The organism is Listeria aquatica, assembly GCF_014223975.1.
Classification (GTDB): Bacteria; Bacillota; Bacilli; order Lactobacillales; family Listeriaceae; genus Listeria; species Listeria aquatica.
In genome coordinates, this window is sequence record NZ_JAARRM010000005.1 from 106,314 (window position 1) to 133,122 (window position 26,809).

Below are 26,809 nucleotides of genomic sequence, written 5' to 3' on the forward strand. Positions count from 1 at the left end.
AATGTGAATAATCGAGCAAAACTCTAGCTTAAGTCTAGCGAAGGCTTTAACTTTGTCTGCTTTAATTGTGTACAGTAAGCTATAAAAAAGCTACTAAAGAACTAAATGATTTTCAGGCGAAATAGGATAAAATGTACTGTATACAGAACTTATTCTAGTTTAATAATTTTTCTTATAGTGTTTGCGCAAAAAGACTTTGTAGTGAGATTTACCTATGATTGTGAAAAGGAGAACAACCACTAGCGGTTTGTTTCGGTTTTTTTTCACAATCTTTGCAAGCGCTTGAAAAAGACATGTAAAACGCAAAAAAAGGAGGGGAAAAGGGTGGATACTTTGTTTCTAGCCCGCTTCCAGTTCGCATCAACAACGATCTTTCACTTTCTGTTCGTGCCGCTATCCATTGGACTTGTGTTCATGGTCGCGCTCATGCAGACGTTGTATGTTGTGAAAGGAAAAGATGTTTACAAAAGAATGTCGAAGTTTTGGGGACACTTGTTTCTGATTAACTTCGCAGTCGGTGTCGTAACCGGGATCATCCAAGAATTCCAATTTGGGATGAACTGGTCCGATTATTCTCGTTTCGTGGGGGACGTATTTGGTGCTCCGCTAGCTATTGAAGCGCTTCTTGCTTTCTTCATGGAATCGACATTTATCGGTCTATGGATTTTTGGTTGGGATCGCCTCGGAAAAAAACTTCATTTAGCATGTATTTGGCTTGTTTCGATTGGTACGATTCTTTCAAGCTTTTGGATTCTCGCTGCTAACTCGTTTATGCAACATCCAGTTGGTTTCGAATTTAAAAATGGTCGTGCTGAAATGAATGACTTTTGGGCACTTATCACGAATGGTCAGCTACTCGTTGAATTCCCGCACGTTATTTTTGGTGCGTTCGCAACAGGAGCTTTCTTCGTTGCAGGGATCAGTGCTTATAAAATGCTTAAAAAGGAAGATACAAACTTCTTCAAACGCTCTTTCCAAGTAGCGCTTGTACTTGCCATCATTGGCGGATTTGGTACAGCGTTCAGCGGTCACTCGCAAGCACAATACTTGGTCAAAACGCAACCAATGAAAATGGCTGCAACAGAAGGTGTTTGGGAGGATACTGCGGATCCAGCTCCGTGGACAGCGATTGCTGGTATTGACGTAGATAACCGCAAAAATACGTGGTCAATTGAAATTCCATATGCGCTAAGTTTCCTATCTTACTCTACATTAAGTGGTTCAGTAGAAGGGATGAATACACTTCAAGCGCAATATGAACAACAATATGGACCGGGCGATTATATCCCACCAGTGCGCACTTCATTCTGGAGCTTCCGTATCATGGTTGCTGCTGGAATGCTAATGATTCTTTTCGCACTGATTGGTGTTGTACTTGCATGGCGCAAGAAACTCGAAAATGCGAAATGGTATTTGCGTCTAATGGTTCCAATGCTATTCTTCCCGTTCTTAGCTAACTCGATGGGATGGATTATGACAGAAATTGGACGTCAGCCTTGGGTTGTTTTCGGGTATCAAAAGACGGCAGATGCTGTTTCACCAAACGTTTCAGCTGGCTCACTGCTCTTCTCGATTATCGCCTTCTCAACGATTTACTCAATCTTATTGATTGTTTTAGTATACTTATTTATTCGCGAAATCAAAAAAGGACCTTATGGTGAGAAGAAACAAGAAAAAGTTTCCGTCGATCCATTTGATAAAGGGGGCGACGAAATTGTCACTGAATGAGCTATGGTTTCTGTTGATCGCTGTTTTGTTCGTCGGATTTTTCTTCCTTGAAGGATTTGACTTCGGCGTCGGAATGTCTACGCGCTTTATGGCAAGAAATGACTTAGAACGACGCGTTCTAGTAAACACAATTGGCCCGTTCTGGGATGCCAATGAAGTTTGGCTACTAACAGCAGGTGGTGCAATCTTTGCTGCTTTTCCAAACTGGTATGCGACAATGTTTAGCGGTTACTACATTCCGTTTGTCGTTCTACTACTTGCACTCATTGCACGTGGTGTTTCGTTTGAGTTCCGCCATCAAAAAGCAAGTGCTGCTTGGCGTAATTTCTGGGATTGGATGGTTTTTGTCGGCAGTATTTTACCGCCTTTCCTATTCGGCGTTTTATTCGCCAGCTTGATTCAAGGTATGCCAATTAACCATGATATGAACATGCACGCTGGTTTCTTCGATTACATTACAGTCTTCTCCGTTTGGGGTGGTATAACTGTAACAATGCTGTGCTTGCTTCATGGTTTGATGTTTATTACAATTCGTACAGAAAATGAGATTCAAGAACGAGCTCGCCGGATGGCTAAACGGGTTTGGTGGATCACGATCCCCGTACTAGTTGTCTTCGTAGTGATGGCGTTCTTCTTCTCGGATATTTTCCAAGCGCGCCCAGTACTCGTTCCACTAATGATTGCGGTCGTCGTTGTGATGTACGTGCTTTCTGCAGTGTTCTTGTGGAAAGGTCGCGATGGGTTCGCCTTCGCTTTCGGAGGACTGGGTATTGCAATTACCGTTGCAACACTTTTCGTCGGCTTATTTCCACGTGTAATGATCAGTTCGATTGATTCAGCATTTGATTTGACCATCTATAATGCGGCATCGGGAAATTACTCTTTGACCGTGATGACGATTGTAGCGGTGACGTTGTTGCCGTTTGTGCTCGGCTATCAAATCTGGAGTTATTATGTTTTCCGTAAACGCGTTTCGAGTAAGGAGAAAATGACGTATTAATGGGAAAAGATCTATTCAAATATAAAGGTATTAAAAAAATACTAGCGATTTTAGCTGTACTCACCTTGATTCAAGGCGCAGCGATTATCGTCTTGGCTCGTGCCCTCGCCGATGCAGTGACAGACCTGTTTCACGGCGAGGCACTGTCCTCTGTGGCGTTACAAATGTTCCTCTTTACCGGGGCGTATTTTGTACGTCATTTTTTAAATGTCTGGAAAAAGGGGATTGTCTACCGCTATGCCGCGGAAACAGGAAAGCGCATGCGTGAAGAACTCCTTAGCAACTTATTCGTTCTTGGTCCGCGCTTTACCCGCGCCGAAGGAACAGGGAAAATTGTGACCATGGTCATGGAAGGCGTACAAGATTTTAGACGCTTCATCGAACTTTTCTTGCCTAAATTTATGAACATGGCCATCATCCCAGCGATGATTTGGATTTACGTGCTTACGCAAAACGGGACGTCAGCTTTCATATTATTTGTAACTTTCCCAATCCTCATCCTTTTCCTTATTATTTTGGGATTAGCGGCCAAGAAACAAGCCGATTCGCAGTTTGAATCTTACCGGATTTTGTCGAACCATTTTGTTGATTCGCTAAAAGGGCTTGAAACCTTGAAATATCTTGGCTTGAGCCATAGTCATGAAAAAAGCATCCGGGGGACGAGTGCAAGATACAGACGAGCGACGATGCGCACACTCCGAGTGGCCTTTCTATCTTCCTTTGCGCTCGATTTCTTTACGATGCTTTCGATTGCAATTGTGGCACTGTTCCTTGGGCTAGGCTTGATTAATGGCACTATCACGCTTTACGTGGCATTAGCAATTTTGATTTTAGCACCAGAATATTTCCTTCCCGTTCGAGAACTGGGGACGGATTACCATGCGACGCTTGACGGGCAGGATGCAGGTCGGAATATCCAAGCGATTATTGATCGAGGCGAAGAAGAAAAAGCGGCGCATCCTGGCGAATCTGCGGATGCTTACGGAGAAGATACTCGTTTTGCGATGCAGGGGATTTCTGTGCGGCATGACAGTGCTGAAATTGCATCGCTTGCTGGCGCTAATTTTGAAGTGAAAGGCTATGAAAAAATTGGTATTATCGGTGCAACAGGTGCCGGAAAATCCACGATGATTGACATTTTGAGCGGCTTTTTGGCACCGACAGAAGGGCATTTTGAAATGGATGCTAAAAAACAAGTGCAGCTTTCGGATGCAGCTTGGCAGGAGCAAGTGACCTACATTCCACAGCATCCGTATTTATTTCACGGTACAATCGCTTCGAACATCAAGTTTTACCATCCAGATTCCACGCAAGAAGAAGTGGAACGTGCAGCGGATGCGGCAGGTCTTACGAGTGTTGTAGCCAGTTTAGACGCTGGGTACGAAACGGTCGTTGGGGAAGCAGGACGGACACTTAGCGGCGGCCAGGAACAGCGGACTGCGCTTGCACGAGCATTTTTGTCGAATCGAAAAGTAGTACTACTTGACGAACCAACGGCGCATCTTGATATTGAAACGGAAGCGGAGTTAAAGGCGCCGATGTTAGAACTTTTCAAGAATCGGCTTGTTTTCTTAGCGACGCATAGACTGCACTGGATGCTTGAGATGGACCGAATCATTGTGCTCGATAAGGGGCAAATTGTCGAGACAGGAACACATGATGAGTTGCTTGCGAGAAAAGGGTTTTACTACAAGCTAGTAAAAGCTCAGTTGGAGGAGATATAATGCTTAAAAACAGTTGGATAGGTCCGTATATCAAAGAAAATCTCAGACTGTTTATTCTCGTTACCTCACTCGGCGTACTCACGTTTGCAGCAGGCGCAGCTTTGATGTTTACATCGGGTCACTTGATTTCAAAGTCTTCCTTGATGCCGGAGTCGATCATGGCCGTTTACGTGTCTACTGTTGGGGTGCGCGCTTTCGGGATCATGCGCTCCGTTTCTCGTTACGTCGAACGACTTTCGAGCCACTCGCTTGTTTTAAAAATTTTGGAGAAAATGCGCGTCAGACTCTACCGCATTCTAGAACCGCAGGCGCTACTAATTAAGTCGCGCTACCGGACCGGGGATATTTTGGGCTTGCTTGCGGATGACATTGAACATCTGCAAAACTTTTACTTAACAACGATGTTCCCTGCTGTTGTGAGTGTGGTACTTTATGCCGGCGTTCTCATCGCACTGGGGGCTTTCTCCATTCCGTTCGCCATTTTGATGCTCATTTTGATCGGCTTGCTCGTTTTTGTTTTACCTTGGCTCTCTCTGCTTTATGCGAGAGGGAAAAATGCCTACTTAAAGCAGGGAAGAAACGGGCTTTATAATCAGTTTACCGATGCTGTTTTTGGGCTAAGTGACTGGATGTTTAGCGGACGTGAAAAAAGTTTCATCAAGGGGTATGAAAAAGATGAGAGAGATCTGTTAAAAGTGGAAACGAAGCAGTTCCACTTCGTCAATTGGCGGGACTTTTTCAGCCAATTGATTGTCGGGGCGACGGTTGTTGTGATGGTTTACTGGAGTGCCGGACAAGCTCAGGACGGGGTGTTTGATGGAACCTTCATTGCAGCTTTTGTATTAGCCATTATGTCGCTTGGCGAGGCTTTTGTTCCAGTTTCAAGCGCGGTTAGTGATAAATCGCTTTATCAAGATTCACTTGATCGACTAGACAAAATTGAAGATCCGAGTTTGCCTGATTTTGAACATGAGCTTGAACAAAATGTGCGTATCGAAACGAAGAGCGTAGCACTTGAAGCTCGGGGACTCTCGTTCCAGTATAATGAAAAAAGTCCGTTTGTTTTGAATCAGTTTGATTTTAAGCTTGCGCAAGGGGAAAAAGTGGCGATGATCGGGCGAAGTGGAACCGGGAAGTCTACTTTTTTGAAACTTGTGCAGGGGGCTCTTACGCCGACGAGCGGTGAAGTGTTGATGAATGGCGTCAAAGTGGAAGAAATTCGACCGCAGATGGCAGAAGTCGTTTCGATGCTCAATCAAAAGGCACATTTGTTTAGCACGTCGGTGCTAAACAATATCCGGATGGGGAATCAGGATGCGACGGACGAGGAAGTGTATGAGGCGGCACGTCAAGTTAAGATGCACGACTTCATTATGAGCATGCCAGATGGCTATCAAACGCAAATGACTGAGATGGGAGCGCGCTTTTCTGGCGGGGAACGTCAAAGGATCGCGCTCGCTCGGATTCTTTTGCAAGATACGCCGATTGTTATTTTGGATGAGCCAACGGTTGGGCTAGACCCCATTACTGAACGAGAGCTTTTGCAAACGATTTTTGAGGCGCTCGAAGGGAAATCAGTCATTTGGGTGACACATCACTTAGTTGGAGCAGAAAAAATGGATACGGTCGTTTTCCTTGAGGAAGGCTCCATTTTGATGCAAGGGACGCATGCGGAACTTATGGCAAGTGAACCGCGTTATCGCAGGCTTTATGAGCTGGACCGGCCAATCAAATTGAATTAAAATGGTAGGGTGGAGCTTTTGCAGTGAGTTTATCTCGGTGCAAAAGCTCCTTTTTTGGTATAATGGTGCCAGAAACGAGGGATGAGACATGAGTGAATTTGTAATGGGCGTTGATATTGGTACGTCTAGTACGAAGGCAGTGCTTTTTACTGAACAAGGCCAAGTTGTTAATCGGTGTGCGATTTCTTATCAAATGAAAACGGATACGCGCGGAAAAGCTGAACTTGATCCGGATCAGATTTTTGAAGCTGTTTGTGGCGCAATTCGCGGGGGCATGTTAGAAAGCAAGGTAGATAAAAATGAAATTTTGGCGGTATCTTTTAGTGCGGCGATGCACAGCCTGATACTGATAGATGAAACTGGAAAGCCGCTCACGAAGTGTATCACTTGGGCTGATGGAAGAAGTTCAGGGGCACTTAAACGGATGAAGCAAAAGTTTGATCTGGAGGCACTTTATCAAAAAACGGGCACGCCGATTCATGCGATGAGTCCATTTGCAAAATTATGTTGGTTGCAGGAAACGGAACCTGAAAAAGTCAAGCTAGCAATGCGAATTTGTGGCATTAAAAGCTATGTACTATATCACTTTTTTGGAAAATGGGTCATTGATGCCTCTCTTGCGTCTGGTTCTGGTTTGTTTAACCCAGTTACAATGAAATGGGAACCGCTGGCGCTTAATTTAGTGAATATTCCAGAAGGCAAGCTTCCCGAGGTGGTTTCAGAAAGCCATCAACTTACAGGGCTTTCTGAAACCTCGGGGGAGAGGCTGCTTCTTAACGTGGATACCCCATTTGTGATAGGGGCAAATGATGGTTCGCTCGCCAATCTTGGCATCCAAGCTCTTGGTGAATCAGATGTCACGGTGACCGTTGGAACGAGCGGAGCGGTTCGAAAGATTGGGCATTCTTTCTTGCCAGATGAGCATGGAAGAACTTTTTGTTACCGGTTGACGGACGGGTATTTTGTGCGTGGCGGAGCTGTGAATAATGGTGGGAAAATTGTGGAGTGGGCGCTTGAACAGCTTGCGCCACGTGCGATTCGTAATGAACGTGACTATGAAAAGCTGATGGAGCAAGCGGGAGAAATTCCACTTGGTGCGGAAGGTTTGCTATTTTTGCCTTATCTTTTGGGCGAACGGGCACCTTACTGGACGGATGATATTCGTGGAGCTTTTCTCGGTCTATCAGAGAGCCATACGCGTGCGCACATGGTTCGTGCAGTTGTTGAGGGTGTCACGCTAAACCTATATAGTGTTTATCAAGAAATTCAAGCGGAAGGTGACGTTTTATATGTGACTGGGGGGATTGCTCGGCAAGAATTTTGGTGTCAGCTTCTTGCAGATGTGTTCGGGCATGAAGTGCGAGTTCCGTATACAGTTGAAGGCTCAAGTCTCGGAGCAGCAATTATCGCGCTAGAGGCTTTTGGGGAAATCCAAGGGTTTAAACTGGACGCAGAACCGGAAATCACAGCGCGTTTTTTCCCGGATCCCAAACGGCATGAACGTTACCTAGCTTGGCATGCTGTTTTTGCGGAAGCGGCAGAAGCGCTTATGGCAAGTAATCGACGTATAATTGAATGGCTAAATGAAGACGAGTAGCGTTTATGAACGAGTATTTTTGGGGATAGGTAGGTAAGTCAATTAGAAATGAGGTTTTGTCTTATGAACCGAAAAATTGTTTGGATTGCCTTGATTTTGATCGGAATTTGCTTGCTCGGAACCATTGCGGCAACGCTTGTTAGTGTATATTTAGCGGTGTGAAAATTAAATAGAGATTTTACTTGTGTTTTTTTACTAAAAAAGATACACTATTAGTTGAGTCCTTTTCGTAAGGACTCCTAAATTATGGTAGCAAATTTGCCGTGCTAGACGGGGAGATAGCGGCGCCCTGTAACCCGCAATCCGCTCTAGCGGGGTTGAATTCCTCAACTGAGGCTTATATCTGTTTGGTCAGCCTTTGACACGTGGTGTTGACGATTTGGTCTTGCGCAATGGAAGCCTGTGAACCATGTCAGGTCCGGAAGGAAGCAGCATTAAGCAGTGTTCTTCTATGTGCCGCGAGGTAGCCTGATCTGAGCTAACGATCAGAGAAGCGCAGGTGGATGTATGTCGAATTGAGGTGCACGGCGTTAAATATGATTTGATTTAAATCTTCTCTAGCTAGAGAAGATTTTTTATTTGTTGAAAAAGCTCAGAAAAGTATTGATCTTAAGCTATTTACATTTAGTTTAATTGGATACATGTGAAGACAAATACAAAAATAATCCTCGCTATTTTGTTTTTAATCTTTTATACTAGACTTGTAAAAAAGTAATAAGGGGGATATCATGAAATTTTTAAAAAGAGGGCTTAGTCTTGTATTTGTATTTGTTTTAGCTTTAACAGTTGCTGCTTGCGGATCTGAAGAAGCGAAAACGAAGACCTTTGAACTGGAAAAAAATGGAGCGACAATGGAAGTGACCTATACATATAAAGAAGATAAGGTGCTTAAACAAACGAGCAAAAATAAAATTCCTTTTTCGGCTCTAGGTGTAACAACGAAGGATCAAGCAAAAGCAAAACTACAGGCAACAGCTGATCAATATCAAGGTATCAAAGGCTTGAAAGAAAATATTACTTACGGAGACAACGAAGTAAGCGAAACGGTTGCAATTGACTATGAAAAAGTTGATATGGACCAAGTTTCCGGTATTTCTGGTTTGATGACAGAAGGAAATACTAAAAATGGGATTAGCATGGAAAAATCGGAAAAAATGCTAAAAGAGCAAGGCTTCAAAGAGAAAAAATAACTTAACTAAAAAAAGGCGCTTATGTGAGCATAAGTGCCTTTTTTTGGTTTAAGTTAGTGAAATTGTTCGCTAAAACTGTTAGAATAGAAATTGGATTTGAATTTTGAAGTTGAGGATGAAGTTTATGCAGCGCTTAAAGAAAAAAAGAACCATAGTGATTACAAGTATTCTAGTTGTGCTTGCTGCTATACTCTTAACTCTTGGAGTTATTTTTGGTGTATTTCAGCGTCAAGAAGTGCTGGATGAATATGATGTTGCTTATGAAATGAATGGAAAATTGTATGATGTTTTTCCAATTTCATCAACAGATATTGGACTCGATAAGAAAAAAGAAAACAAACATCTTTATTTTCGGGTAAATAGTTACTATAATCTTGAGTATTTCTTTCGGATTGCCTACAATCAATTTGAGTTAAATAAACCATCTGCGGATAAAAGCTTCGCTGGAAAGTTGGATTATCGTGTGGCAGACAATGCTTATGTGACCCAAGAAGACGTTTTTCGGACGAAAAAAGATCAATATGCAGTTTATTCTTTCCACAATAAAACGGGTAAAGAAATATACCGCTATGATCCAGAAAATACTTCAACGGATAAGTATGTAACGAGAATTAAGCCGACGATTTTGCAAGGCTATAAAAAAAGTGATATTGCAAGTTATGATGATTTTCTTGATATTACGAAGTTATTCCAAGACAAACTAAACAAGAATGTAGACGTGCGTGTAGATGACGCCAAGCGCATGGTGATTTTTTCAATTAAGGATAATTAAAAGAAAGCAGAAATTTTTGGATGAGTGACTTATAAAGCCATCTAAGAATTTCTGCTTTTTTAAATTGTTTAGCTGAGTTTTTTGTTATTTAAAATGATTGTGGATGGAAAAGGGGTTTTAGTCAATCAAATGGAGTATTTTTATAGTATGTAGTCACCTTGATGAAATGGATGGTTTGCTGTTTTGAGTAGTTATCCCGAATGATTTATTTCTTTGTTTTTGAACGGAATTTAGGGATAATAAATCCTGCTAACCATCCTAAAATAGCGGAAATAGCGATGACCATGAATAATGGGATCGACATTTGACCGAATAAAAAGTGAATGGTTACGTGTTGTCGATTAAAGACCATAAATAAAATAATTAAGGCAATAAGTATAATGTTGACAATAAGTTTAATGGATATTTTTTTAGATTCGTTTTCCAAGGATATGCCCTCCTTAATATGAAAATTTTTGATTTATATCAGTATTCCCGTTAAGTTTTATAGAAAACATGAAGGGTACACAAATAACAGGATGAAGAATAGGCGAAACTTTTAAGCTTCCTTAAAAGTTTCTTGTTTTTTGCTGTGTATAATGAGTCTTATCAATTCGAATGGGGGAATAGCGTTTATGAAGAAAAAAGTACTCGCAAGATGGGGGATTTTGGTTCTAGGTGTCTTGGTATTTTGTATGGCTATTTGGGGGATTAGCGAAAATCGGCATTCAAGAAATGAACTGAAAGCGGAAGCGACTCCGCAAATCAATTCGGTGAGCGAAAAACTAGAGGTTCTAGAAAATAAATATAACGCGAAATTAGGTGTTTATGCAACAAATGGGAATGAAAAGATTAAGTATCATTCACGCGAAAGGTTTGCTTATACATCAACATATAAGGCTATCATCAGTGGGTTACTCTTGAAAAATCGTACAGAGGAAGAGCTGCAAAAAACGATTTTCTTTTCAAAAGAGGACTTAGTTGACTACTCTCCGATTACGGAGCAATTTGTGGACAAGGGGATGACGCTCAAGGAGATTATTCATGCGGCTGTAGCTTATAGCGATAATACAGCTGGGAACTTGTTACTTAATGAAATGGGCGGTACGAAGAAGTTTCAAAAGGAATTGAGACTTATAGGGGATAAGACGACTATTTCTTCTCGCTACGAGACGGATTTAAATTCGGCGATTCCTGGTGACATAAGGGATACAACAACGCCGGAAGCATTTGGACGAGACTTGAAGTATTTAACAGACCCCAAACATTTAGATTCGCAAGCACTAAAATATTTTAAACAAACCTTAGTTGATAATACAACAGGGGATAACCTCATTCGCGCGGGAGTTCCAGATGGGTATCTTGTGGGAGATAAAACGGGTGCTGGGTCTTATGGAACACGAAATGATATTGCCATTATATTTAAAGAAAACAGTAAAAAGAAGCCACTTGTTTGGACGGTTTTCTCCAAAATGGATAAGGAAGACGATTCGTATAACGATCAGCTGATTGCTGATGTGGCTAAAGTATTAAGCGAAGAATTTTCATTATAAAATAAAAAGGCTAGGACAAACGCTTTTGGAGCAGGTTTGTTTCTAGCCTTTTATTTTTACGAATAATTCGTAAATCTGTTTTGGTACTACTGAGCTTAAAAATAAAGATGGACTGAGTCCTAGAAAATGTCTTTCACCAACATAGTTTATTAGGGTCATTTATTCCGACTCGTCATTTTTCGGTTTAGCGAGGATTGGATCAGTAGATTCAGTCGTTTTATCAGGTTTTGGATCATCTGGAAAGACGATCGAAAAAGTATCACGTTTGATAACTTTACTGTTTTTACTTTCCTCTGGCATATCAGACTTTAATGCCAATTGAATCACCTCTATTCTACTTGTATTATAGCATAATGATTGCTTTGTGTAGCAAAGATACACACTTGTTGATTTTCGTGTGTAAAAGGGGTGTTGCGTGCGGAGCTTGAATGCCTCTTTTTTTGAAGAATAATTGGCATGAAAATTGCATTTAATAACTATGGGAATGCTTACTATATTTCAGATTGCAAGATGCTAAGCTTAACGATAAAATAAGAAAAGAGAAGGTTTTTATAGAAAGCTTTTGAAGACTTCTAAGTCGCAATGTCACATGTTCATGCTTTCGAAAATTCTTCAAAACCTTTTCAAGAAATGGTAGGGATCATTGGATGAAATTAGCAAATAGTCTTTTTGTAGTTTGTATTGGGTTAATGATCATTATGTTTAGTCCTTCATTCGGGAAAAATGGTGCTGCAAGCACGCCGATGATGGTAACTGGACTTGTAATTGCTGCTATCGGAGCTATATATGTTTTTAAAGGACTCAAAAATAAAAAAGGACAGGGAGGGGACAAAAAATGAAAATTTCGCAAAAACTCTATATTTCCCAAAAAGAGTGTTTTACGGCCATTATTAATTCTGTTATTTATGATATTAAACAATCAACTGGGAAAACGAAACAAGTTCGACAGCTGCAAGGCTTTTCGTATCAACGGACGATGTCAAATGGGATGAGAACGACAACGACGATTAGCGAAGTTATACCGGATGAAGTGTATCAATTTATGACGGAAACCCTTTCTAATACGCATATCACAACTTACACGATTACGGCGACGAGTGAAAATACTTGTGAGGCGACGTACACTGAAAAAATTGAAGCGGAAAAGACAATGCGTAAAGTCAATAATGCTATCGCTGGTTTGATGTTTGGTTTCTTTCGAAAAAGACGAGTTCGCAATTTGCTAAAGGCTATTGAAATGTCTGTTATCAATGAAAGTAAAGCGAAAAAACAAGAAGTGAAATCAGAAAACTAATTTTAGAAGGCAAAGCATTCACTAGAATTTTTTGGTGCATGCTTTTTTGTCACTTAATAGAAGTTTCTCCTTATCAAACGAAGGGAAGTAAGCTATAATAGTACTACTAAGATCGAGAGGGAGAGTGGAAGATGGCATATCAAGCATTATATCGTGTGTTTCGGCCACAGTCGTTTGATGATGTTGTCGGACAAAGCCATGTGACACGTACACTGCAAAATGCAATTACTCAAAATAAAACGTCGCATGCCTATTTGTTCAGTGGACCCCGTGGGACAGGGAAAACGAGTGCAGCCAAGATTTTTGCCAAGGCAATCAACTGTGAAAACCCGGTAAATGGGGAGCCCTGCAACGAGTGCGAAACTTGTAAAACGATTACAGAAGGCTCAAATCCCGATGTCCTCGAAATTGATGCGGCGAGTAACAATGGTGTCGAAGAAATTCGTGATATTCGCGAAAAGGTGAAATACGCACCTACAGTTTCTAAATATAAGGTTTATATTATTGATGAAGTGCACATGCTTTCAACAGGAGCATTTAATGCGCTACTTAAAACGCTCGAAGAACCTCCTAAACATGTGATTTTTATATTAGCAACAACAGAACCACATAAATTGCCGCTCACGATTATTTCCCGGGTGCAACGCTTTGATTTTAAGCGAATCACAACGCAGGACATCACGGAGCGAATGGCTTATATTTTAAACGAAGAAAAAATTCCGTTTGATGAAAAGGCGCTCGCTATTATTTCACGGGCAGCTGAAGGCGGGATGCGGGATGCGTTGAGTTTGCTAGATCAAGTCATTTCTTATGGCTCAGAAGAAGTGAGTGTAACAGATGCACTTGAAATCACAGGATCTGTTTCGCAAAATTTGCTTACGGAACTGGTTAAGAGCATCATGGAATGCGATGCCGAACAAGCGATTCAAAATTTGTCAGCGCTACTTGCAGAAGGCAAAGACCCAGTTCGGTTGGTAGAGGATCTACTCGTTTTCTTCCGAGACATTTTACTTTATCAAAAGGCGCCGCAACTTGAGGAATCACTTGAGCGTGCTGTGGCGGATGAAGGCTTTCAAGAGCTTGCTGCGGAAGCGAATTCTGTGCGGATCTATGAATGTGTTGATTTACTTAACAAGGCGCAACAGCAAATGCGGTTTTCTAACCATCCTGGCATTTACGTTGAGGTGGCGGTTGTGCAACTTACACAAACAAAGGGTTCTATTTTGACTGATGCAAGTGGAGAAGCTGGAACAGAAGTTTCGAATGCAGAAGTGGTGAAACTTCAAGGTGAAGTGAGTGCGCTTCGTCGCGAAATCGAGGAACTAAAGAAAAGTGGTGTAAAGGCAAACGAAACTTCTTCGGGAGAAAAAACAAGTCGTCCAAAGAAAGCGGCAATGAATAGTAGCAAAGGCTTCAAAGCACCGGTGGGCAAGATTAACCATGTGCTTGGTGTGGCAAAGAAAAAAGATTTACAGATGATTCGAAGCGTTTGGAGTGAGCTTTTATCCATGTTAATTGCTTCGCAGGCGGCGCTTTTAAATGAAGCGGAACCCGTAGCTGCTTCGGATGATACTTTTGTGTTAAAATTTAAGCATGAGATTCACTGTCAGATGGCTATGGAAAATGCTTCGTTTGTCGAAACGATTGAAACAAGCATTTCCAGGCTGACGCAGGCTAACTATCACTTTATTGGTATTCCAGAAGATCAGTGGCATGATGTTCGCGAAAACTTCATCAAGCTGCACAATAACGGTAGCGAAGAAATGGATGGTGAAGGACTACCTGCTGAAAATGCTAGTGGAACTGAGGCTGATTCGGAAGAACAGTTTGTGACGGAAGCTGCGAAATTAGTCGGTGATGACTTACTTGAAGTAAAAGAATAAATTTTTTTAGAAGAGGAGAATATTTTATGCGTGGAATGGGTAATATGCAAGGTATGATGAAACAAATGCAGAAGATGCAAAAGGAAATGGCGAAAGCACAAGCTGAACTAGAAGTTTCTGAGTTCACAGGAACAGCTGGAGGCGAAATGGTTTCCGTGAAAGTAAATGGAAAACGTGAAGTGCTTGATGTTATCATTAAAGAAGAAGTTGTTGATCCTGAAGATGTGGAGATGCTCCAAGATTTAGTACTTGCAGCAACAAATGATGCGCTTAAACAACTTGAAGAAACAACTTCACAAAAGATGGGCAAATTCACACAAGGAATGAACATTCCTGGGCTATAAGTTTACGGCGGCAGGATTCGAGTATGTCCTGCCTGCTTTTTTGAAAGTGAGCGATGCAGATGCATTACCCTGAACCGATAACGAAATTAATTGATAGCTTTATGAAGCTTCCAGGGATTGGTCCAAAATCGGCGGCGCGTCTAGCTTTTTTTGTTTTGGACATGAAAGAGGATGATGTTCTCAACTTTGCAAAGGCGCTTGTTGACGCCAAGCGAAACTTAACATTTTGTTCTGTTTGTGGACACATTACGGATCAAGACCCGTGTTATATCTGTTCGGATACCAGTCGTGACAGGAGTGTTATTTGTGTGGTTGAAGAGCCGCGCGATGTGATTGCGATGGAAAAAATGCGAGATTATAATGGGCTTTATCATGTTCTACACGGAACGATTTCACCGATGGATGGAGTAGGACCGGAAGATATTAATATCGCTGATTTGATTAAGCGACTTCAAAATGAAGAAGTAGAAGAAGTGATTCTCGCAACGAATCCGAATGTTGAAGGAGAAGCGACTGCGATGTATATTTCACGTCTCGTGAAACCAAGCGGAATTAAAGTAACGCGTATTGCCCATGGTCTGCCAGTCGGGGGCGATCTAGAATATGCAGATGAAGTAACACTATCCAAGGCTCTTGAAGGTAGACGGGAAGTTTAACGGACAATAGAGGTGATTGACGATGGAATCTAGGAGCAGAACGCATAGTAACAATAAGCGACATGAAAAACGGAAAAGAAAAACGCGGATTGGTAAGCTTCATAAAAGTTATGATGAATATTTGCTTGAATTAATTGAAGTCACGCAGGAAAAATGGCAAAAAGAGCGAGAGCTTTTGGATAGAAGTTTTGGCTATGATCCGAGACTTGAATTTGAAGTAAAAAAAGCAGAAATGAAATACTTTTATTTGTTTAAAGAAGCTAGATACCGTCAAATTAGCGGTAGAAAATAAGTATATTAAGGGTTGTTAGGTTTATCTAGCAACCCACTTTTTTTAGTTTAGATTAAATTTAAAAAGGGAGTGTTTGCTTTGAACCGAGAAATTGAGAATTACTGGCTAAAATATGCAAGTGAACATCATTTAAATCTACAAGTGCCAGATTACTGGATGTTTGGCGATGGCAATAAGCAAATGGGAGATGAATTAGCTAGCTTAGTGCTTTCTGGCAAAAAAACAGGGACATGTGCCGCCAAAGTCGTTTATGATTTAGAAAATGAGAAAATGCCTGTTGTAGGGCAATATGACATTGTGTTAAATGGGGATGAATATCCGGTTGCCATCATTAAATATACGGCTATTGAAGAAGTCCCGATGAACAAAGTGACGGAAACTTTTGCTCTATCTGAAGGTGAAGGAGATTTAACGTATAACTATTGGTACATGGAGCATGAAAAGTTCTTTACATGGGAATTAAAACAATACGGGATGACGTTTACTCCAGACTTGATGTTAGTGTGCCAGACATTTGAAGTAGTAGATGCCAACCCTGTTGACTAGTAAAAAAGAGGTGTTGTTAAAAAATAACAACACCTCTTTTTTGATTAAAATTCTTCTGGTTCTGTGCGAACGTAAACAACATCGGGGGCATGACTAACACGTTCACCGCGATTGAGTTTTTGAATGATAAGCATTTCTTCGCGAGAAAGCTCAAAATCATAAATGTCTGCATTTTCACGGATTCTATCAGGCTTTTCTGATTTTGGAATGATACTGATATCATTTTGAATGTGCCAGCGTAGGATAACTTGTGCCGGCGTTTTGCCGTACTTTTTCCCGATTTTCTTGAGTGCGGGTTCTTTTAAAGCAGCTCCTCGGCCGAGTGGACTCCATGCTTGGTGGACAATATCTAGCTCTTCCAAATAACGGTGGAGCAGGTGATTTGGGAAATACGGGTGTGTTTCGAGTTGATCCACAGCAGGTAGGACATTTGCTTTTGTCATCAGGCGGTCAAGATGATGTGCTTCAAAATTGGAAACGCCAATTGCACGAATTAGACCCTTGTCGTAAAGTCGTTCCAAAGCTTTCCAAGTTTCAAAAAAAGGTTCGATTTTGGGCCAGTGCACAAGATAAAGATCAATATAGTCCAGTTTTAGTCGCTTCAAGGAGTTTTCGAAAGCTTTTAATGTTTTGTCGTAACCTTGTTCTGTGTTCCAAACCTTGGTTGTAATAAAATAATCTTCGCGGCTTAAATTTGAGGAGCGAAAAAAATCACCAATATATTTTTCGTTGTGATAGAACTGAGCAGTATCGAATAGTTGATATCCGGCTTCAACAGCTGTTTCAAGCGAGCGATGCAGTTCGTTTTCATCGACAAGCTTATAAGCGCCAAACCCGTGTCGTGGCATTAAAACACCATTATTTAAACGCACTTTATCTGTAAAAGATTCCATTTTTCTTCCCTCCACTCCATTCTCCATTTCAGAATACCAAAAAATAAAAAATCTTGCACGAGAAAAGGCGAAGCCTGTTTCATATGAAACAGGCTTCGCCGGTGCTACTTCCACTATTTGATTTCGATGGACTTTAAATTTTCTTTGATGACTTCCGGCTTCTCGTCCATTTGAACTTGTGCTGCTGTCGCATAAGCGCCTTCCAATATAGGTGCGTTGAAAAGGATGATTTCCTTATCTGAAAGTTCCATAACCGTTTCGATGTTCATCTTGGCGCTACCTAAGTCATAAAAAGCGTATAGCTTTTCAGCGGCATTTTTTTCAAAGGCTGCATTTACTTTGTCAAAACTTGTTCCAATACCTCCGTCATCTGTACCGCCTGAATAGGTAATCGAAACGTCCGCAGCAACTTGACTAATAATATCTGAAACGCCTTTAGCCACATCTTTTGAGTGAGAAATAATGACAATTCCATACTCTTTCATAGGTTATTTTGCTCCTTCCGATTTTAATAATGCTTGAAACAGCAAACTTGAAGAGTAAGCGCCGGGGTCAAGATGACCAATGGAGCGCTCGCCTAGGTAAGATGCCCGACCTTTTGTTGCTTTCATATCTTTGGTTTTTTGAAGGGCTGCTTCAATCGCATCGCTTGAAAATTCATCTTGACGCATTGCGTTGATTGCAGGTTCCCAAACATCAATCATCGTTTTTTCGCCAGCATGAGATTTCCCTCTATTTTCAATTCCTTCAAGCCCAGCCTCGAAAATATCAGGAAGCTGCTCTTTCGTAAGGGTATCAGCGTCGATTTTTTTACTCATATTTAAAAAAGCGGAGCCATAAAGTGGACCAGAAGCACCACCAACTTTGCTGAGGAGTGTCATCGCTGTAGTTTTAAATACATCTTTTAAAGTAGCTGGTGATTTTTCTGAAAAAGCTTTTTTTAATTCCGTAAGCCCCCGCGCCATATTCACGCCGTGGTCGCCATCTCCAATGGCTTGATCCAAATCACTTAATAATTGCTTGTTTTCGATGACGCGATCTGCAAAATCATCTAAAAAACCGATTGCCCATTCTTTATCTAAAGTCATCCTTAATCCTCCTCCGTTATTTCCATGCAATAGTTTGTACAGGGAAATTAAGTAGTTCGAGCCACTTTTCATCTTTAAGTTTTAGAACAGTGAGCGACAAGCCAGCCATTTCAAGAGACGTCATATAGTCGCCGACGATGGTTTTTTGGATGTTTACCCCTTTTTCGCCGAGCCATTCGTGAACATCATTTGAAAAGATATATTGCTCCATAAGCGGTGTTGCCCCCATTCCATTAACAAGAACAACAACCTTGTCCCCGGAAGCAAATTGATGCTCCTTGTCGATCCGGTCAAGCAGTTGTTTCGCAAGGTCATGCGACGACATATTCTTCTCGCGGCTAAATCCGGGTTCTCCGTGGATGCCGATTCCAAGTTCGATTTCATCGGCTCCTAGTTCGAATCCTGGATGCCCAACTTCTGGAACTGTACAAGGCGAAAGCGCCACACCAATTGTTTTAATGGAACTGATCACTTTTTCGCCAAGTGCTTTCAGTTCGGAAAGGCTCGCCCCAGCTTCTGCGGCAGCACCAACGATTTTGTGTACTAAAACGGTTCCGGCAACGCCTCGCCGTCCGGTTGTGAAGGTGCTATCTTGAACGGCAATATCATCATCTACGATCACTTGATCCACTTCGATATCGTCGCCTTCAGCAAGCTCTTTTGCCATATCAAAGTTCATCACATCGCCTGTGTAGTTTTTGACAATTAAGAGCACGCCTTTGCCCTGATCAGCGGCTTTAATTCCTTCATAAATTTGGTCGGGTGTTGGTGAAGTGAAAACATCGCCGCAAACGGCTGCAGAAAGCATTCCCTGTCCAACATACCCGGCATGTGCAGGTTCGTGACCAGAACCGCCTCCGCTTACGAGACCGACTTTTCCGGGCCGTTTATCAATACGTGCAAGAACTCGTGTATCTGGTATGCGTTCGATAAGTTCAGGATGTGACTTTGCGAGGCCTTCCACCATTTGTTCAACGACTTGATCTGTACCATTGATTATTTTTTTCATCAGCCCTAACTCCTCCTTGAAAAAGATGGTTTTACATTTAAAAATTCCCTAGAAAGAAAAGATTGAAACGTCATTTTTGAAATTGCTTACAATATTCGTTTTAAGGGCTTGGAAGTGATACAATAGGAGCATGAAAAAAGGGGGGCTTCTGATGATAAATCAAGAGGAAACACCGCTTCTTCAGGCGATTGAACAACATATTAAAAAAAACCCAGTTTCACTTCACGTTCCAGGGCATAAAAATGGAGCTTTATACGGCGGCGATTGGCAAGAAATTTTGAAGTATGACTTGACGGAAATTAGTGGTATGGATGATTTGCATCACCCTGAAAGTGTCATTTTAAAAGCAGAGGAATTGCTCCGGGATGCTTATGGGGCACATGCTAGTTTCTTTTTAGTTGGGGGATCAACAAGTGGGAATCTTGCGATGATTCTTGCCGCGCTTCGACGTGGCGACTCAGCGATTGTTACGCGAGATGCGCATAAGTCGGTGATTCATGCGCTTGAACTGGCCGGCGCGAATCCGATTTTTATAGAACCCAAAAAAGATGCGGTGACTGGAACGGCGGCTGGACTTGATCCGGTGCTACTTGAGCAGGTTTTGGATGCGAATCCGGATGTGCGCGCGGTGATTGTTACCTATCCGAATTATTATGGGGCGGTTTTCCAGTTGGACCGGATTGTCGCTGTGGCTCACCGGTACGGGGCACTTGCGCTTGTGGATGAGGCACATGGCGCTCATTTTATTGCGAGTGATGAATTTCCAAGGGAAGCGCTTCGGGCGGGGGCGGATGCGGTTGTACAGTCTGCACACAAAACGCTTCCAGCACTCACGATGGGTGCCTTTTTGCATGTGAATACGGACAAATTAGATGTGCGGCGCTATCTTGAGATGGTGGAGTCGAGCAGTCCGTCTTATATGGTGATGGCTTCGCTTGATGTTGCGCGGCGATATGTGGCGCTTTATTCGGATGAGGATTTTAAGGCGTTTTGGAAAATGCGAGCGAAATGGCTACGTTTTTTGGAGAAACAAGAACTTGAAGTGATCTGTCCGGATGATCCGCTGAAATTGATTGTTCGAAAACAAGGCTTTTCGGGTTATAGGTTGGCTGAACAATTGGAACAAGCTGGATTCTATCCTGAGCTCGCGGATGCTAAACAAGTGCTTTTGGTTTTGCCGCTTTTAAATAAAGGAATGGATTTTACACCGTTTGGGCGGATAAAATGGGGAGAAGGTGACGTGCGGCAGGGGGAGACTCGGGTCCTTGAACTCGCAGTGCCGGATGTGAGCCGACTTTCGATTTCGTATCAGCAGATGGCGGATTTGGAGACAATGTTTTTGCCACTTGATGAAGCGGCGGGAGCCGTCGCGGCAGAAAATGTGGCGCTCTATCCACCAGGTATCCCTGGCGTTTTACGCGGCGAAAAGTTGTCGGAAAGGCAAATCGCTTATTTGAAGCAAGTACGTGGCAGACATTTTCACGGGGGAAAAAGGTTGAAAGAGGGATTCATTGAGGTTTTTTTATGATATAATCAGGGGTGAGATTTGCTTGAAGGAGAGGAAATGAATGGCGATTTTTATCAGTCTCGAGGGCCCGGACGGCTCGGGAAAAACGACAGCGGCAGCGCTACTTGAAGAAAAGATGCGCGCAGCTGGGCTTGATTTTATTAAAACGCGCGAACCGGGAGGAAGCCCAATTTCAGAAAAGGTGCGAAACATTGTACTCGGGATTGGAAATGAAGAGATGGATCCGCGAACGGAAGCGTTACTTATTGCGGGAGCTAGGCGCCAACATGTGGTGGAGACGATTCGTCCAGCGCTTGAGAGTGGGAAGCATGTGCTTTGTGACCGCTTTGTCGATAGTTCGCTTGCTTATCAAGGTGCGGGGCGTTCGATTGGGATTCAGGAAGTACTTGACATCAATTTGTTTGCTATTGAAGATACATTTCCGGATAAAACTTATTATTTTGATGTGCCAGCGGATGTTGGCTTGGCGCGGATTGCTGCGAATAAGGGCCGCGAGGTTAATCGCTTAGATCAAGAAGATATTGCCTTCCACAGTAAGGTGCAACAAGGTTATGAGGAAATTATCAAGCTGTTTCCAGAGCGCTTTATTCGAATTGACGGCACAGGTACGCCAGACGAAATTACAGATGAGATTTTGGCGGATATTTTGAAAACTGTTAAGTAACATCAAATGGAAGTAAGCTTGGGTGGGGATATGCAAATTAGTAAAGTCTCACTTGGAGTTTTGGTATAATAGAAAAAAGGTGTTTTTACTTTTTTAAGGGGATGATATTGATGAAGTTGATTTTTGCAATTGTACAAGATCAGGATAGTAATCGTCTTTCCGATGCATTAACGGAAAATAAATTTGGAGCAACTAAACTTGCAACGACGGGTGGCTTTTTAAAGGCTGGTAATACTACCTTTTTAATTGGGGTTGAGGATGATCGTGTGGAAGATGCACTTGACATTATCCGAGATAACTGTAAAGCACGAGAACAAATGATGACTCCTTCGGCTTCGCTTGGCGTAACTGTAGATACTTATGTTCCGTATCCAATTGAAGTACAAGTAGGTGGTGCAACCGTTTTTGTAATGCCAGTTGAAAGTTTCCATCATTTCTAAAAATGTAACTTTGTATCATTTTTAAGAGAAGGACTTGACTAAGCAATGGCTTAAATTGCGATGTCAAGTCCTTTTTTTGTGAACATTTCGACACATTTGCATCGAAAGTATCTCGATAAATGTATATTAGTTTACTTTTTTATAAAAAGACTCATGCTATAATGGAATTGCTTACAAGAAATGTTTTGAGATTAGTTCTTTTCGTTATTGGTGAAGTAGTTGTACAAATTATCAATTAATTATCATGTTATAAACTGAAAATTATAACGACTGTTTCATTGAGGAAAAGAGGTAAGCACAATCACATTGTAGAAGCGAGGTGAGATTTTGGACAAAAGGAAAAGGCTCCATTCTTTTCTGATTGGTTGTTTAGCTTTGATTTTTGGTTTAATTTTACCCCTTGGTGCAAATGGGATAGGAGCTTTCTTAGATCATGCCTATGCATCAGAGAAAATTACTCTTTCTGCGGAAAAAGAATATTCTTTTACAAATGAAATATTTCAACTTACAGTCAGCGATGAAGGTTTAGCGGAAGATGATCAATTGATTTTGGAACTTCCGAAAAACCTTGTTTTTATGGCTCAAGAAACTGAACAAGAAAATGAAAGCAAAGCTATTAAGTTTGACCCTGAAAATAGTAAAATAACTATCTCGTCTGAGGCTTTTAAAGAAAACACCGTAAAACTTTTGTTGAAAGCTGAAAAAAGTGGTTCTTACGACTTGGTGATTGAAAAGCAGCAAGCGGATAAAAAGGTATATTCGAATTCACTAAATTTCACGGTTGTTGAAAAAGAAGTGCAGACAGAAATGGCGCCTAGACAGCAAGAAGTGTTAAGTGATCCTTTAGTTGAATCAAGTGATTTGATTCAGCCTAGACTGGCTGCGGTTAATTCTGGTTCTACTGCTTATGTAACCAATGCGACTGAGATGGATGCGGCAATGGGAGATGCTTCCATTGGGGAAGTGGTTGTCATGAATGATTTTGCGTTCACTCAATTTTCAAGCACATCGGCTGGTGAATCCAATCAGACTATTCCTGCACGGGACTTGATTGTTCGTGGAGTCAACTCGGGAGTTAAAGTGGATTTTAGAAGACGCAGTTACTGGATGAGCTTTTCAACTCAAAAAGTAAACGTCCAAGTGCGTGACTTAGATATGTACGGTCAAAATTATTGGGGACCTATTCGCTTAACTGGAAATATCTCGGCTGCATCGACGTTTTCTATTCAGAATTTGAATTACACTGGGGCGCAGTTTACAGCTTCTTACCAAGCAGACTTTTTTGTAGGAGGTACGGTGGTCAATAAATCGGTTAACCAGTATATCAGCCCTTTTGATAATGTGGAGTATAAGGCACAAACCAATCAGGCTAATCTAGAAGTCACTAATATCACATTTGAAGCAAATTCGAAGTATACGGGAACGACTGAAAATGCTACTGTATTGATGCTTGGAACGGGCGGCGCAACTGGGACAGCAAAGGTTGAAGAAGGTGCAGAACTTAATTTAACTGGAGGCGGTAATGGTCTTTCGGGTGAAGGAACATGGACGACTATTCAGGCAAACGGAAATGTAGATATTAACAAAAATGCAAAAGTGAATATTTCTACACCCACAGATTCTACACGTGGTGGAATTGCTCTTGGCAGTAATGCAAAGTTGCTTGTCCGTGATGGGGCATCGCTAAATTTAGATATGAATGGTCCCTTTACTGACGCCTATGATAAGAACCCGATTAATGTTGGAACCGGAGCAGAGTTTAATGTTGCAGATGGTGCTTCTTTGATCATTTCGGCAAATAACCAAGGAACTGGTACGGGAAGTCTCGTGAAAACAGGAAGTAGTAGTTCGTTTATTATTGGGAAAAAAGGTGTGTTTAAGCTTTCGTCAGATGGTTCGCGTGCGAAAAATCTAATCTCGATTGGTACTTCATCGACCTTTAATTTTGCAGACGCTGGCGAAATTGATTTGGATGCTAGGCAGAATACGAATGCAAGTACTCGTGTTATTTATATGGCGAGTGGGACATTTAATGCATCGATTCAGCGGGTTAAGGCTTGGACAGCGGCAGATGCTGCGAACGTTACACCAACTTATGACTGGTTTCCAATGTATGACATGAAGGTAAACTATACAGGAGCCAATGTAACAGCTGCAACAGGGAACAGTATTGTAAATGCCAATGCCACGGACTTTGCAACCAATTACCGGACGCAAAACTTTAAGCGTGTCTTATTTGAACATATTGCAGATGTGGAGGTTTCACTTGATTCTCTTTCAGATAATCAGGCAAATGAGAATAGCCATATCATTCGAGGCGTGGCTAATCCTGGAGCATGGATTTTGTTATCAGGAGATAGCGCGATTCCGGAAGGAACGATTGATGCACAAGCAGAGTCAGATACGAAAAAATACAATATCAAGGCGGATTCAGCGACTGGTGAGTTTGTCTTTGTACTTCCAACAGAGGGTTATTTAACGGCAGGAAATACGGTTTCAGCCTACGCCTACTTGGATGGTAAGGATGCTACCACATCCACCGTCGTGGCGGATGAAACGGCGCCTGATAAGCCGAGCTTAAATGCGATTAAAGATGTGGATGCTACGCTTTCCGGGAAGGCAGAAGCTGACAGTTTGGTTACGGTATACCGAGCATCTGATAATGCTATTCTTGGGTCAGTGAAAGCTGATGACACAGGAAATTATGAACTCGTACTGGCTGATTCGGATAAGCCTCTTACGCCGTATGTTGGCTATTATGCGGTTGCTGAAGATGCCGCTCAGAATAAAAGTGAGCATTCGGATGTGCAAGAGGTCCGAGATACTACTCCGCCAAGTGCGGAAGCAGTGAAACAAATTGTTAATGTGAACGAGGCGTTTACGACAGACGCCAAGTTACTTGTCACAAACGTGCAAGATAATGCGGGTGTAGGGGACGACAATTTGACATATGCAATCTCCAAGGTTCCTGATGTAACAGCAGTAGGTAGTTCGACAGCGGAAGTAACTATTACGGATAAGGCAGGCAACCATGTGGTTATCGTCATTCCCGTTTTTGTGAAAGATGGCGAGACGACGGTTACTGAACAAGCTATGCTTCAAGCAAGTGATTTTGTAGTGAAAGAAAAACAAGTGCCGACTTCGGAAGCTGACTTGGACGCTTTCATTATCAATCAAGCGAAGGCAAAAGCTTGGGGAATTCCGGATGGTGTGGATTTGGCGGCAGACATTGTGGTTTCTGATCGAGGGGGCTTCACGAAAGCAGCAGGAACTTACACTGTCAAAGTAAAAGTGAGAGATGCAGAAAAAACGATCACAGCTATTGTTACGCCGGGTACGCTAAGTATTTCGGAAATTCCGAATACAATCCAATTTGGAACGCAACAAATTCGTTCTTATGAGCAGCAATTGAAACCAGAAAATGAAGCAAAAGTCATCGTAAATGATGATCGGTCTAATCCCACGAGCTGGCAATTGACAGCAATGCTTGAATCACCGTTTAAAACGAGTGAAGCAGAGGAACTTCCAGATAGCTTAGTGATCGCAATGAAAGCTGCGGATGGCTCGGTACGGTATGAGCCGATCAATGATCAGGGAACGACAACAGTTTTTAACCAAGAAACAGCAAGTGAAGGCTTGACAGAAGTTGATTTAAATCCGACAGGAAACACCGGCTTGATGCTCGATCTTTTCCCGGGAAATATTCGAAGCGGCAAAGTGTACCAGACAAAAATTGTTTGGACACTTGAAAATACGCCATAAAAAGGAGCCTAACGATGAAAAAATATTTTGCATTTTGTCTGCTTTCGTTGGCCGTATTGCTAAGCTTCGCTCCGTTTACGGTTTCTGCGGCGAGCTATGAATCGAATGTTGGACTTACTCTTACTGGCGAACAACCAACAGAGCCGCCAAAGAGTGAAAAGCCATCTACTGTTCCTAAAGAGAAGACGAAGCCATCTACTGAGCGAGATCGTGTTCATTCAGGAAAGGTGTTTTCTGGAAAAGAGGCTTCTTCTGTTAAGCAATCTGGTGTATTGCCTCATACTGGAGATACTTCTGATAGATGGAATATTGTAGGCGGAGTGCTTTTATTAGGAGGTATCGTTAGTTACTTACTCTGTACGCGAAGAAATAAGCCGTTGCACAGAAAGCTGACTTCCCTCCTGCTAGTTAGTATTTGCCTAACTGTATTTTTGCCAGAATCATTAGTTTTTTCAGCAAGTTGGAATCCAACGGCGAATTCAAAAGCAGATATGTTTTACACTAAGAACGCTGGAGAAACAAAACCGGTTGATCCAGATCACCCAGGCGAAGAAGTTGAACCTGACTCAATTCCACAGGCAAACCCTGGTACGAAAGGACCGCTTAGTATTGATTTTGCATCGAACATTCAGTTTGGTTCTCATGAAATCACCGGTCAAACTGAAAACTACTTTGCAGCATTAACGCCAGTGAAAGTTCTTGCAAGTGGAATTTCGAAAAAAGGCCCGAATTATGTCCAAGTGACAGATAATCGAGGGAATTTAGGGGGATACCGGCTGACGGTGAAGCAAAATGGTCAATTAAGAAGTGACCAAGCTGTTTTAGAAGGTGCCGAAATGGTTCTTTTAAACAGTACACTGAAAAGCGCGACAAGCAAAAAAACACCGCAAAGTTTCCAAAAAATTGTGCTGGATGCAACAGGTGAAAGTGCAAGCGACGTGATTGTCGCAAAAGCAGGTACTGGTGCAGGCACATGGGTTAACACTTTTGGGACTGATACGGAACAAGCAAGGAAAAGCATACAGGTCATCCTCCCCAAGGAAACGAAAAAACAAGCAGGTCATTACCGAACGACGTTAACTTGGGAAATGATAGATTCACCCTATTAAACCAAAAAAAGGAGAA

The 26,809-nt window shown here is 42.0% G+C and carries 26 protein-coding genes and 1 other RNA gene; 21 read left to right on the plus strand and 6 right to left on the minus strand.

Annotated features, from left to right (window positions below; genetic code table 11):
• Positions 1-324: 324 nt before the first annotated feature.
• The 8 genes from HB912_RS11345 to HB912_RS11380 all read left to right on the plus strand — a co-directional run bounded on the left by HB912_RS11345 (position 325) and on the right by HB912_RS11380 (position 9,753).
• Positions 325-1,728: a cytochrome ubiquinol oxidase subunit I gene (locus HB912_RS11345; protein ID WP_167628424.1), complete on the plus strand. Its 1,404-nt coding sequence runs from the start codon at positions 325-327 to the stop codon at positions 1,726-1,728.
• Positions 1,715-2,728: a cytochrome d ubiquinol oxidase subunit II gene (gene cydB / locus HB912_RS11350; protein ID WP_185374657.1), complete on the plus strand. Its 1,014-nt coding sequence runs from the start codon at positions 1,715-1,717 to the stop codon at positions 2,726-2,728. The genes HB912_RS11345 and cydB overlap by 14 nt, the downstream gene beginning before the upstream one ends.
• Complete coding sequence (cydD, locus tag HB912_RS11355; protein ID WP_185374659.1) at positions 2,728-4,452, plus strand: thiol reductant ABC exporter subunit CydD; 1,725 nt, start codon at positions 2,728-2,730, stop codon at positions 4,450-4,452. The genes cydB and cydD overlap by 1 nt, the downstream gene beginning before the upstream one ends.
• Entirely contained in the window at positions 4,452-6,194 is a 1,743-nt protein-coding gene (cydC, locus tag HB912_RS11360) for a thiol reductant ABC exporter subunit CydC (protein ID WP_185374661.1), read from the plus strand. The genes cydD and cydC overlap by 1 nt, the downstream gene beginning before the upstream one ends.
• A gap of 88 nt (positions 6,195-6,282) precedes the next feature.
• Positions 6,283-7,791 carry a gluconokinase gene (locus HB912_RS11365; RefSeq protein WP_185374663.1) on the plus strand — a complete coding sequence of 503 codons (1,509 nt, stop codon included), beginning with the start codon at positions 6,283-6,285 and terminating at the stop codon, positions 7,789-7,791.
• Positions 7,792-8,052: 261 nt separating this feature from the next.
• Positions 8,053-8,319, plus strand: an RNA gene (gene ffs / locus HB912_RS11370) — signal recognition particle sRNA large type.
• A 200-nt stretch (positions 8,320-8,519) separates the two neighbouring features.
• Positions 8,520-8,981, plus strand: coding sequence for a YehR family lipoprotein (locus HB912_RS11375; RefSeq protein ID WP_185374665.1), 462 nt, complete (start codon positions 8,520-8,522; stop codon positions 8,979-8,981).
• Between the two features lie 124 nt (positions 8,982-9,105).
• Positions 9,106-9,753 carry a hypothetical protein gene (locus HB912_RS11380; RefSeq protein WP_185374667.1) on the plus strand — a complete coding sequence of 216 codons (648 nt, stop codon included), beginning with the start codon at positions 9,106-9,108 and terminating at the stop codon, positions 9,751-9,753.
• Positions 9,754-9,958: 205 nt separating this feature from the next.
• Here the strand turns inward: HB912_RS11380 and HB912_RS11385 are convergent, their stop codons facing one another.
• Positions 9,959-10,180, minus strand: coding sequence for a LapA family protein (locus HB912_RS11385; protein ID WP_185374668.1), 222 nt, complete (start codon positions 10,178-10,180; stop codon positions 9,959-9,961).
• A gap of 187 nt (positions 10,181-10,367) precedes the next feature.
• Between HB912_RS11385 and bla the strand changes: the two genes are divergently transcribed.
• Positions 10,368-11,285: a class A beta-lactamase gene (gene bla, locus HB912_RS11390; protein WP_185374670.1), complete on the plus strand. Its 918-nt coding sequence runs from the start codon at positions 10,368-10,370 to the stop codon at positions 11,283-11,285.
• A gap of 159 nt (positions 11,286-11,444) precedes the next feature.
• Here the strand turns inward: bla and HB912_RS11395 are convergent, their stop codons facing one another.
• Positions 11,445-11,603 (minus strand): hypothetical protein, encoded by a 159-nt coding sequence (locus HB912_RS11395; RefSeq protein ID WP_185374672.1) that lies wholly within the window; start codon positions 11,601-11,603, stop codon positions 11,445-11,447.
• Between the two features lie 329 nt (positions 11,604-11,932).
• Between HB912_RS11395 and HB912_RS11400 the strand changes: the two genes are divergently transcribed.
• The 7 genes from HB912_RS11400 to HB912_RS11430 all read left to right on the plus strand — a co-directional run bounded on the left by HB912_RS11400 (position 11,933) and on the right by HB912_RS11430 (position 16,300).
• Positions 11,933-12,124: a DUF3188 domain-containing protein gene (locus tag HB912_RS11400; protein WP_185374674.1), complete on the plus strand. Its 192-nt coding sequence runs from the start codon at positions 11,933-11,935 to the stop codon at positions 12,122-12,124.
• A complete protein-coding gene (locus HB912_RS11405) occupies positions 12,121-12,579 on the plus strand; it encodes a DUF3284 domain-containing protein (RefSeq protein ID WP_185374676.1) in 459 nt (152 codons plus the stop codon). Before HB912_RS11400 ends, HB912_RS11405 begins: the two co-directional genes overlap by 4 nt.
• Positions 12,580-12,710: 131 nt before the next feature.
• The gene (gene dnaX / locus HB912_RS11410) at positions 12,711-14,462 is read left to right on the plus strand and encodes a DNA polymerase III subunit gamma/tau (RefSeq protein WP_185374678.1); all 1,752 of its coding nucleotides are present in this window, start codon (positions 12,711-12,713) and stop codon (positions 14,460-14,462) included.
• A gap of 26 nt (positions 14,463-14,488) precedes the next feature.
• Positions 14,489-14,806, plus strand: coding sequence for a YbaB/EbfC family nucleoid-associated protein (locus HB912_RS11415; RefSeq protein WP_036074389.1), 318 nt, complete (start codon positions 14,489-14,491; stop codon positions 14,804-14,806).
• Positions 14,807-14,865: 59 nt separating this feature from the next.
• Complete coding sequence (recR, locus tag HB912_RS11420; RefSeq protein ID WP_036074400.1) at positions 14,866-15,462, plus strand: recombination mediator RecR; 597 nt, start codon at positions 14,866-14,868, stop codon at positions 15,460-15,462.
• Positions 15,463-15,484: 22 nt separating this feature from the next.
• Positions 15,485-15,754 (plus strand): YaaL family protein, encoded by a 270-nt coding sequence (locus HB912_RS11425; protein WP_185374680.1) that lies wholly within the window; start codon positions 15,485-15,487, stop codon positions 15,752-15,754.
• Between the two features lie 78 nt (positions 15,755-15,832).
• Entirely contained in the window at positions 15,833-16,300 is a 468-nt protein-coding gene (locus tag HB912_RS11430) for an ASCH domain-containing protein (protein ID WP_244964483.1), read from the plus strand.
• A 44-nt stretch (positions 16,301-16,344) separates the two neighbouring features.
• Here HB912_RS11430 and HB912_RS11435 read toward each other — a convergent pair whose 3' ends face one another.
• The 4 genes from HB912_RS11435 to dhaK all read right to left on the minus strand — a co-directional run bounded on the left by HB912_RS11435 (position 16,345) and on the right by dhaK (position 19,290).
• On the minus strand, positions 16,345-17,193 hold the full coding sequence (locus HB912_RS11435; protein ID WP_185374682.1) for an aldo/keto reductase: 849 nt from the start codon (positions 17,191-17,193) through the stop codon (positions 16,345-16,347).
• 113 nt (positions 17,194-17,306) lie between these two features.
• Complete coding sequence (gene dhaM, locus HB912_RS11440) at positions 17,307-17,678, minus strand: dihydroxyacetone kinase phosphoryl donor subunit DhaM (RefSeq protein WP_185374684.1); 372 nt, start codon at positions 17,676-17,678, stop codon at positions 17,307-17,309.
• A gap of 3 nt (positions 17,679-17,681) precedes the next feature.
• Positions 17,682-18,281 carry a dihydroxyacetone kinase subunit DhaL gene (gene dhaL / locus HB912_RS11445; protein ID WP_185374686.1) on the minus strand — a complete coding sequence of 200 codons (600 nt, stop codon included), beginning with the start codon at positions 18,279-18,281 and terminating at the stop codon, positions 17,682-17,684.
• Positions 18,282-18,297: 16 nt separating this feature from the next.
• Positions 18,298-19,290, minus strand: a complete 993-nt coding sequence (dhaK, locus tag HB912_RS11450) for a dihydroxyacetone kinase subunit DhaK (protein ID WP_185374688.1) — start codon at positions 19,288-19,290, stop codon at positions 18,298-18,300.
• Positions 19,291-19,441: 151 nt separating this feature from the next.
• Between dhaK and HB912_RS11455 the strand changes: the two genes are divergently transcribed.
• From HB912_RS11455 to HB912_RS11475, 5 genes are all read left to right on the plus strand, one after another.
• The gene (locus tag HB912_RS11455) at positions 19,442-20,818 is read left to right on the plus strand and encodes an aminotransferase class I/II-fold pyridoxal phosphate-dependent enzyme (RefSeq protein ID WP_185374690.1); all 1,377 of its coding nucleotides are present in this window, start codon (positions 19,442-19,444) and stop codon (positions 20,816-20,818) included.
• A gap of 40 nt (positions 20,819-20,858) precedes the next feature.
• Complete coding sequence (gene tmk / locus HB912_RS11460; protein WP_185374691.1) at positions 20,859-21,482, plus strand: dTMP kinase; 624 nt, start codon at positions 20,859-20,861, stop codon at positions 21,480-21,482.
• A 110-nt stretch (positions 21,483-21,592) separates the two neighbouring features.
• Positions 21,593-21,922: a cyclic-di-AMP receptor gene (locus HB912_RS11465; protein ID WP_036074397.1), complete on the plus strand. Its 330-nt coding sequence runs from the start codon at positions 21,593-21,595 to the stop codon at positions 21,920-21,922.
• 327 nt (positions 21,923-22,249) lie between these two features.
• Positions 22,250-25,684 carry a pectate lyase-like adhesive domain-containing protein gene (locus HB912_RS11470; protein ID WP_185374693.1) on the plus strand — a complete coding sequence of 1,145 codons (3,435 nt, stop codon included), beginning with the start codon at positions 22,250-22,252 and terminating at the stop codon, positions 25,682-25,684.
• A gap of 14 nt (positions 25,685-25,698) precedes the next feature.
• The gene (locus tag HB912_RS11475) at positions 25,699-26,793 is read left to right on the plus strand and encodes an EF2685/EF0750 family sortase-dependent surface protein (protein WP_185374695.1); all 1,095 of its coding nucleotides are present in this window, start codon (positions 25,699-25,701) and stop codon (positions 26,791-26,793) included.
• Positions 26,794-26,809 lie beyond the last annotated feature (16 nt).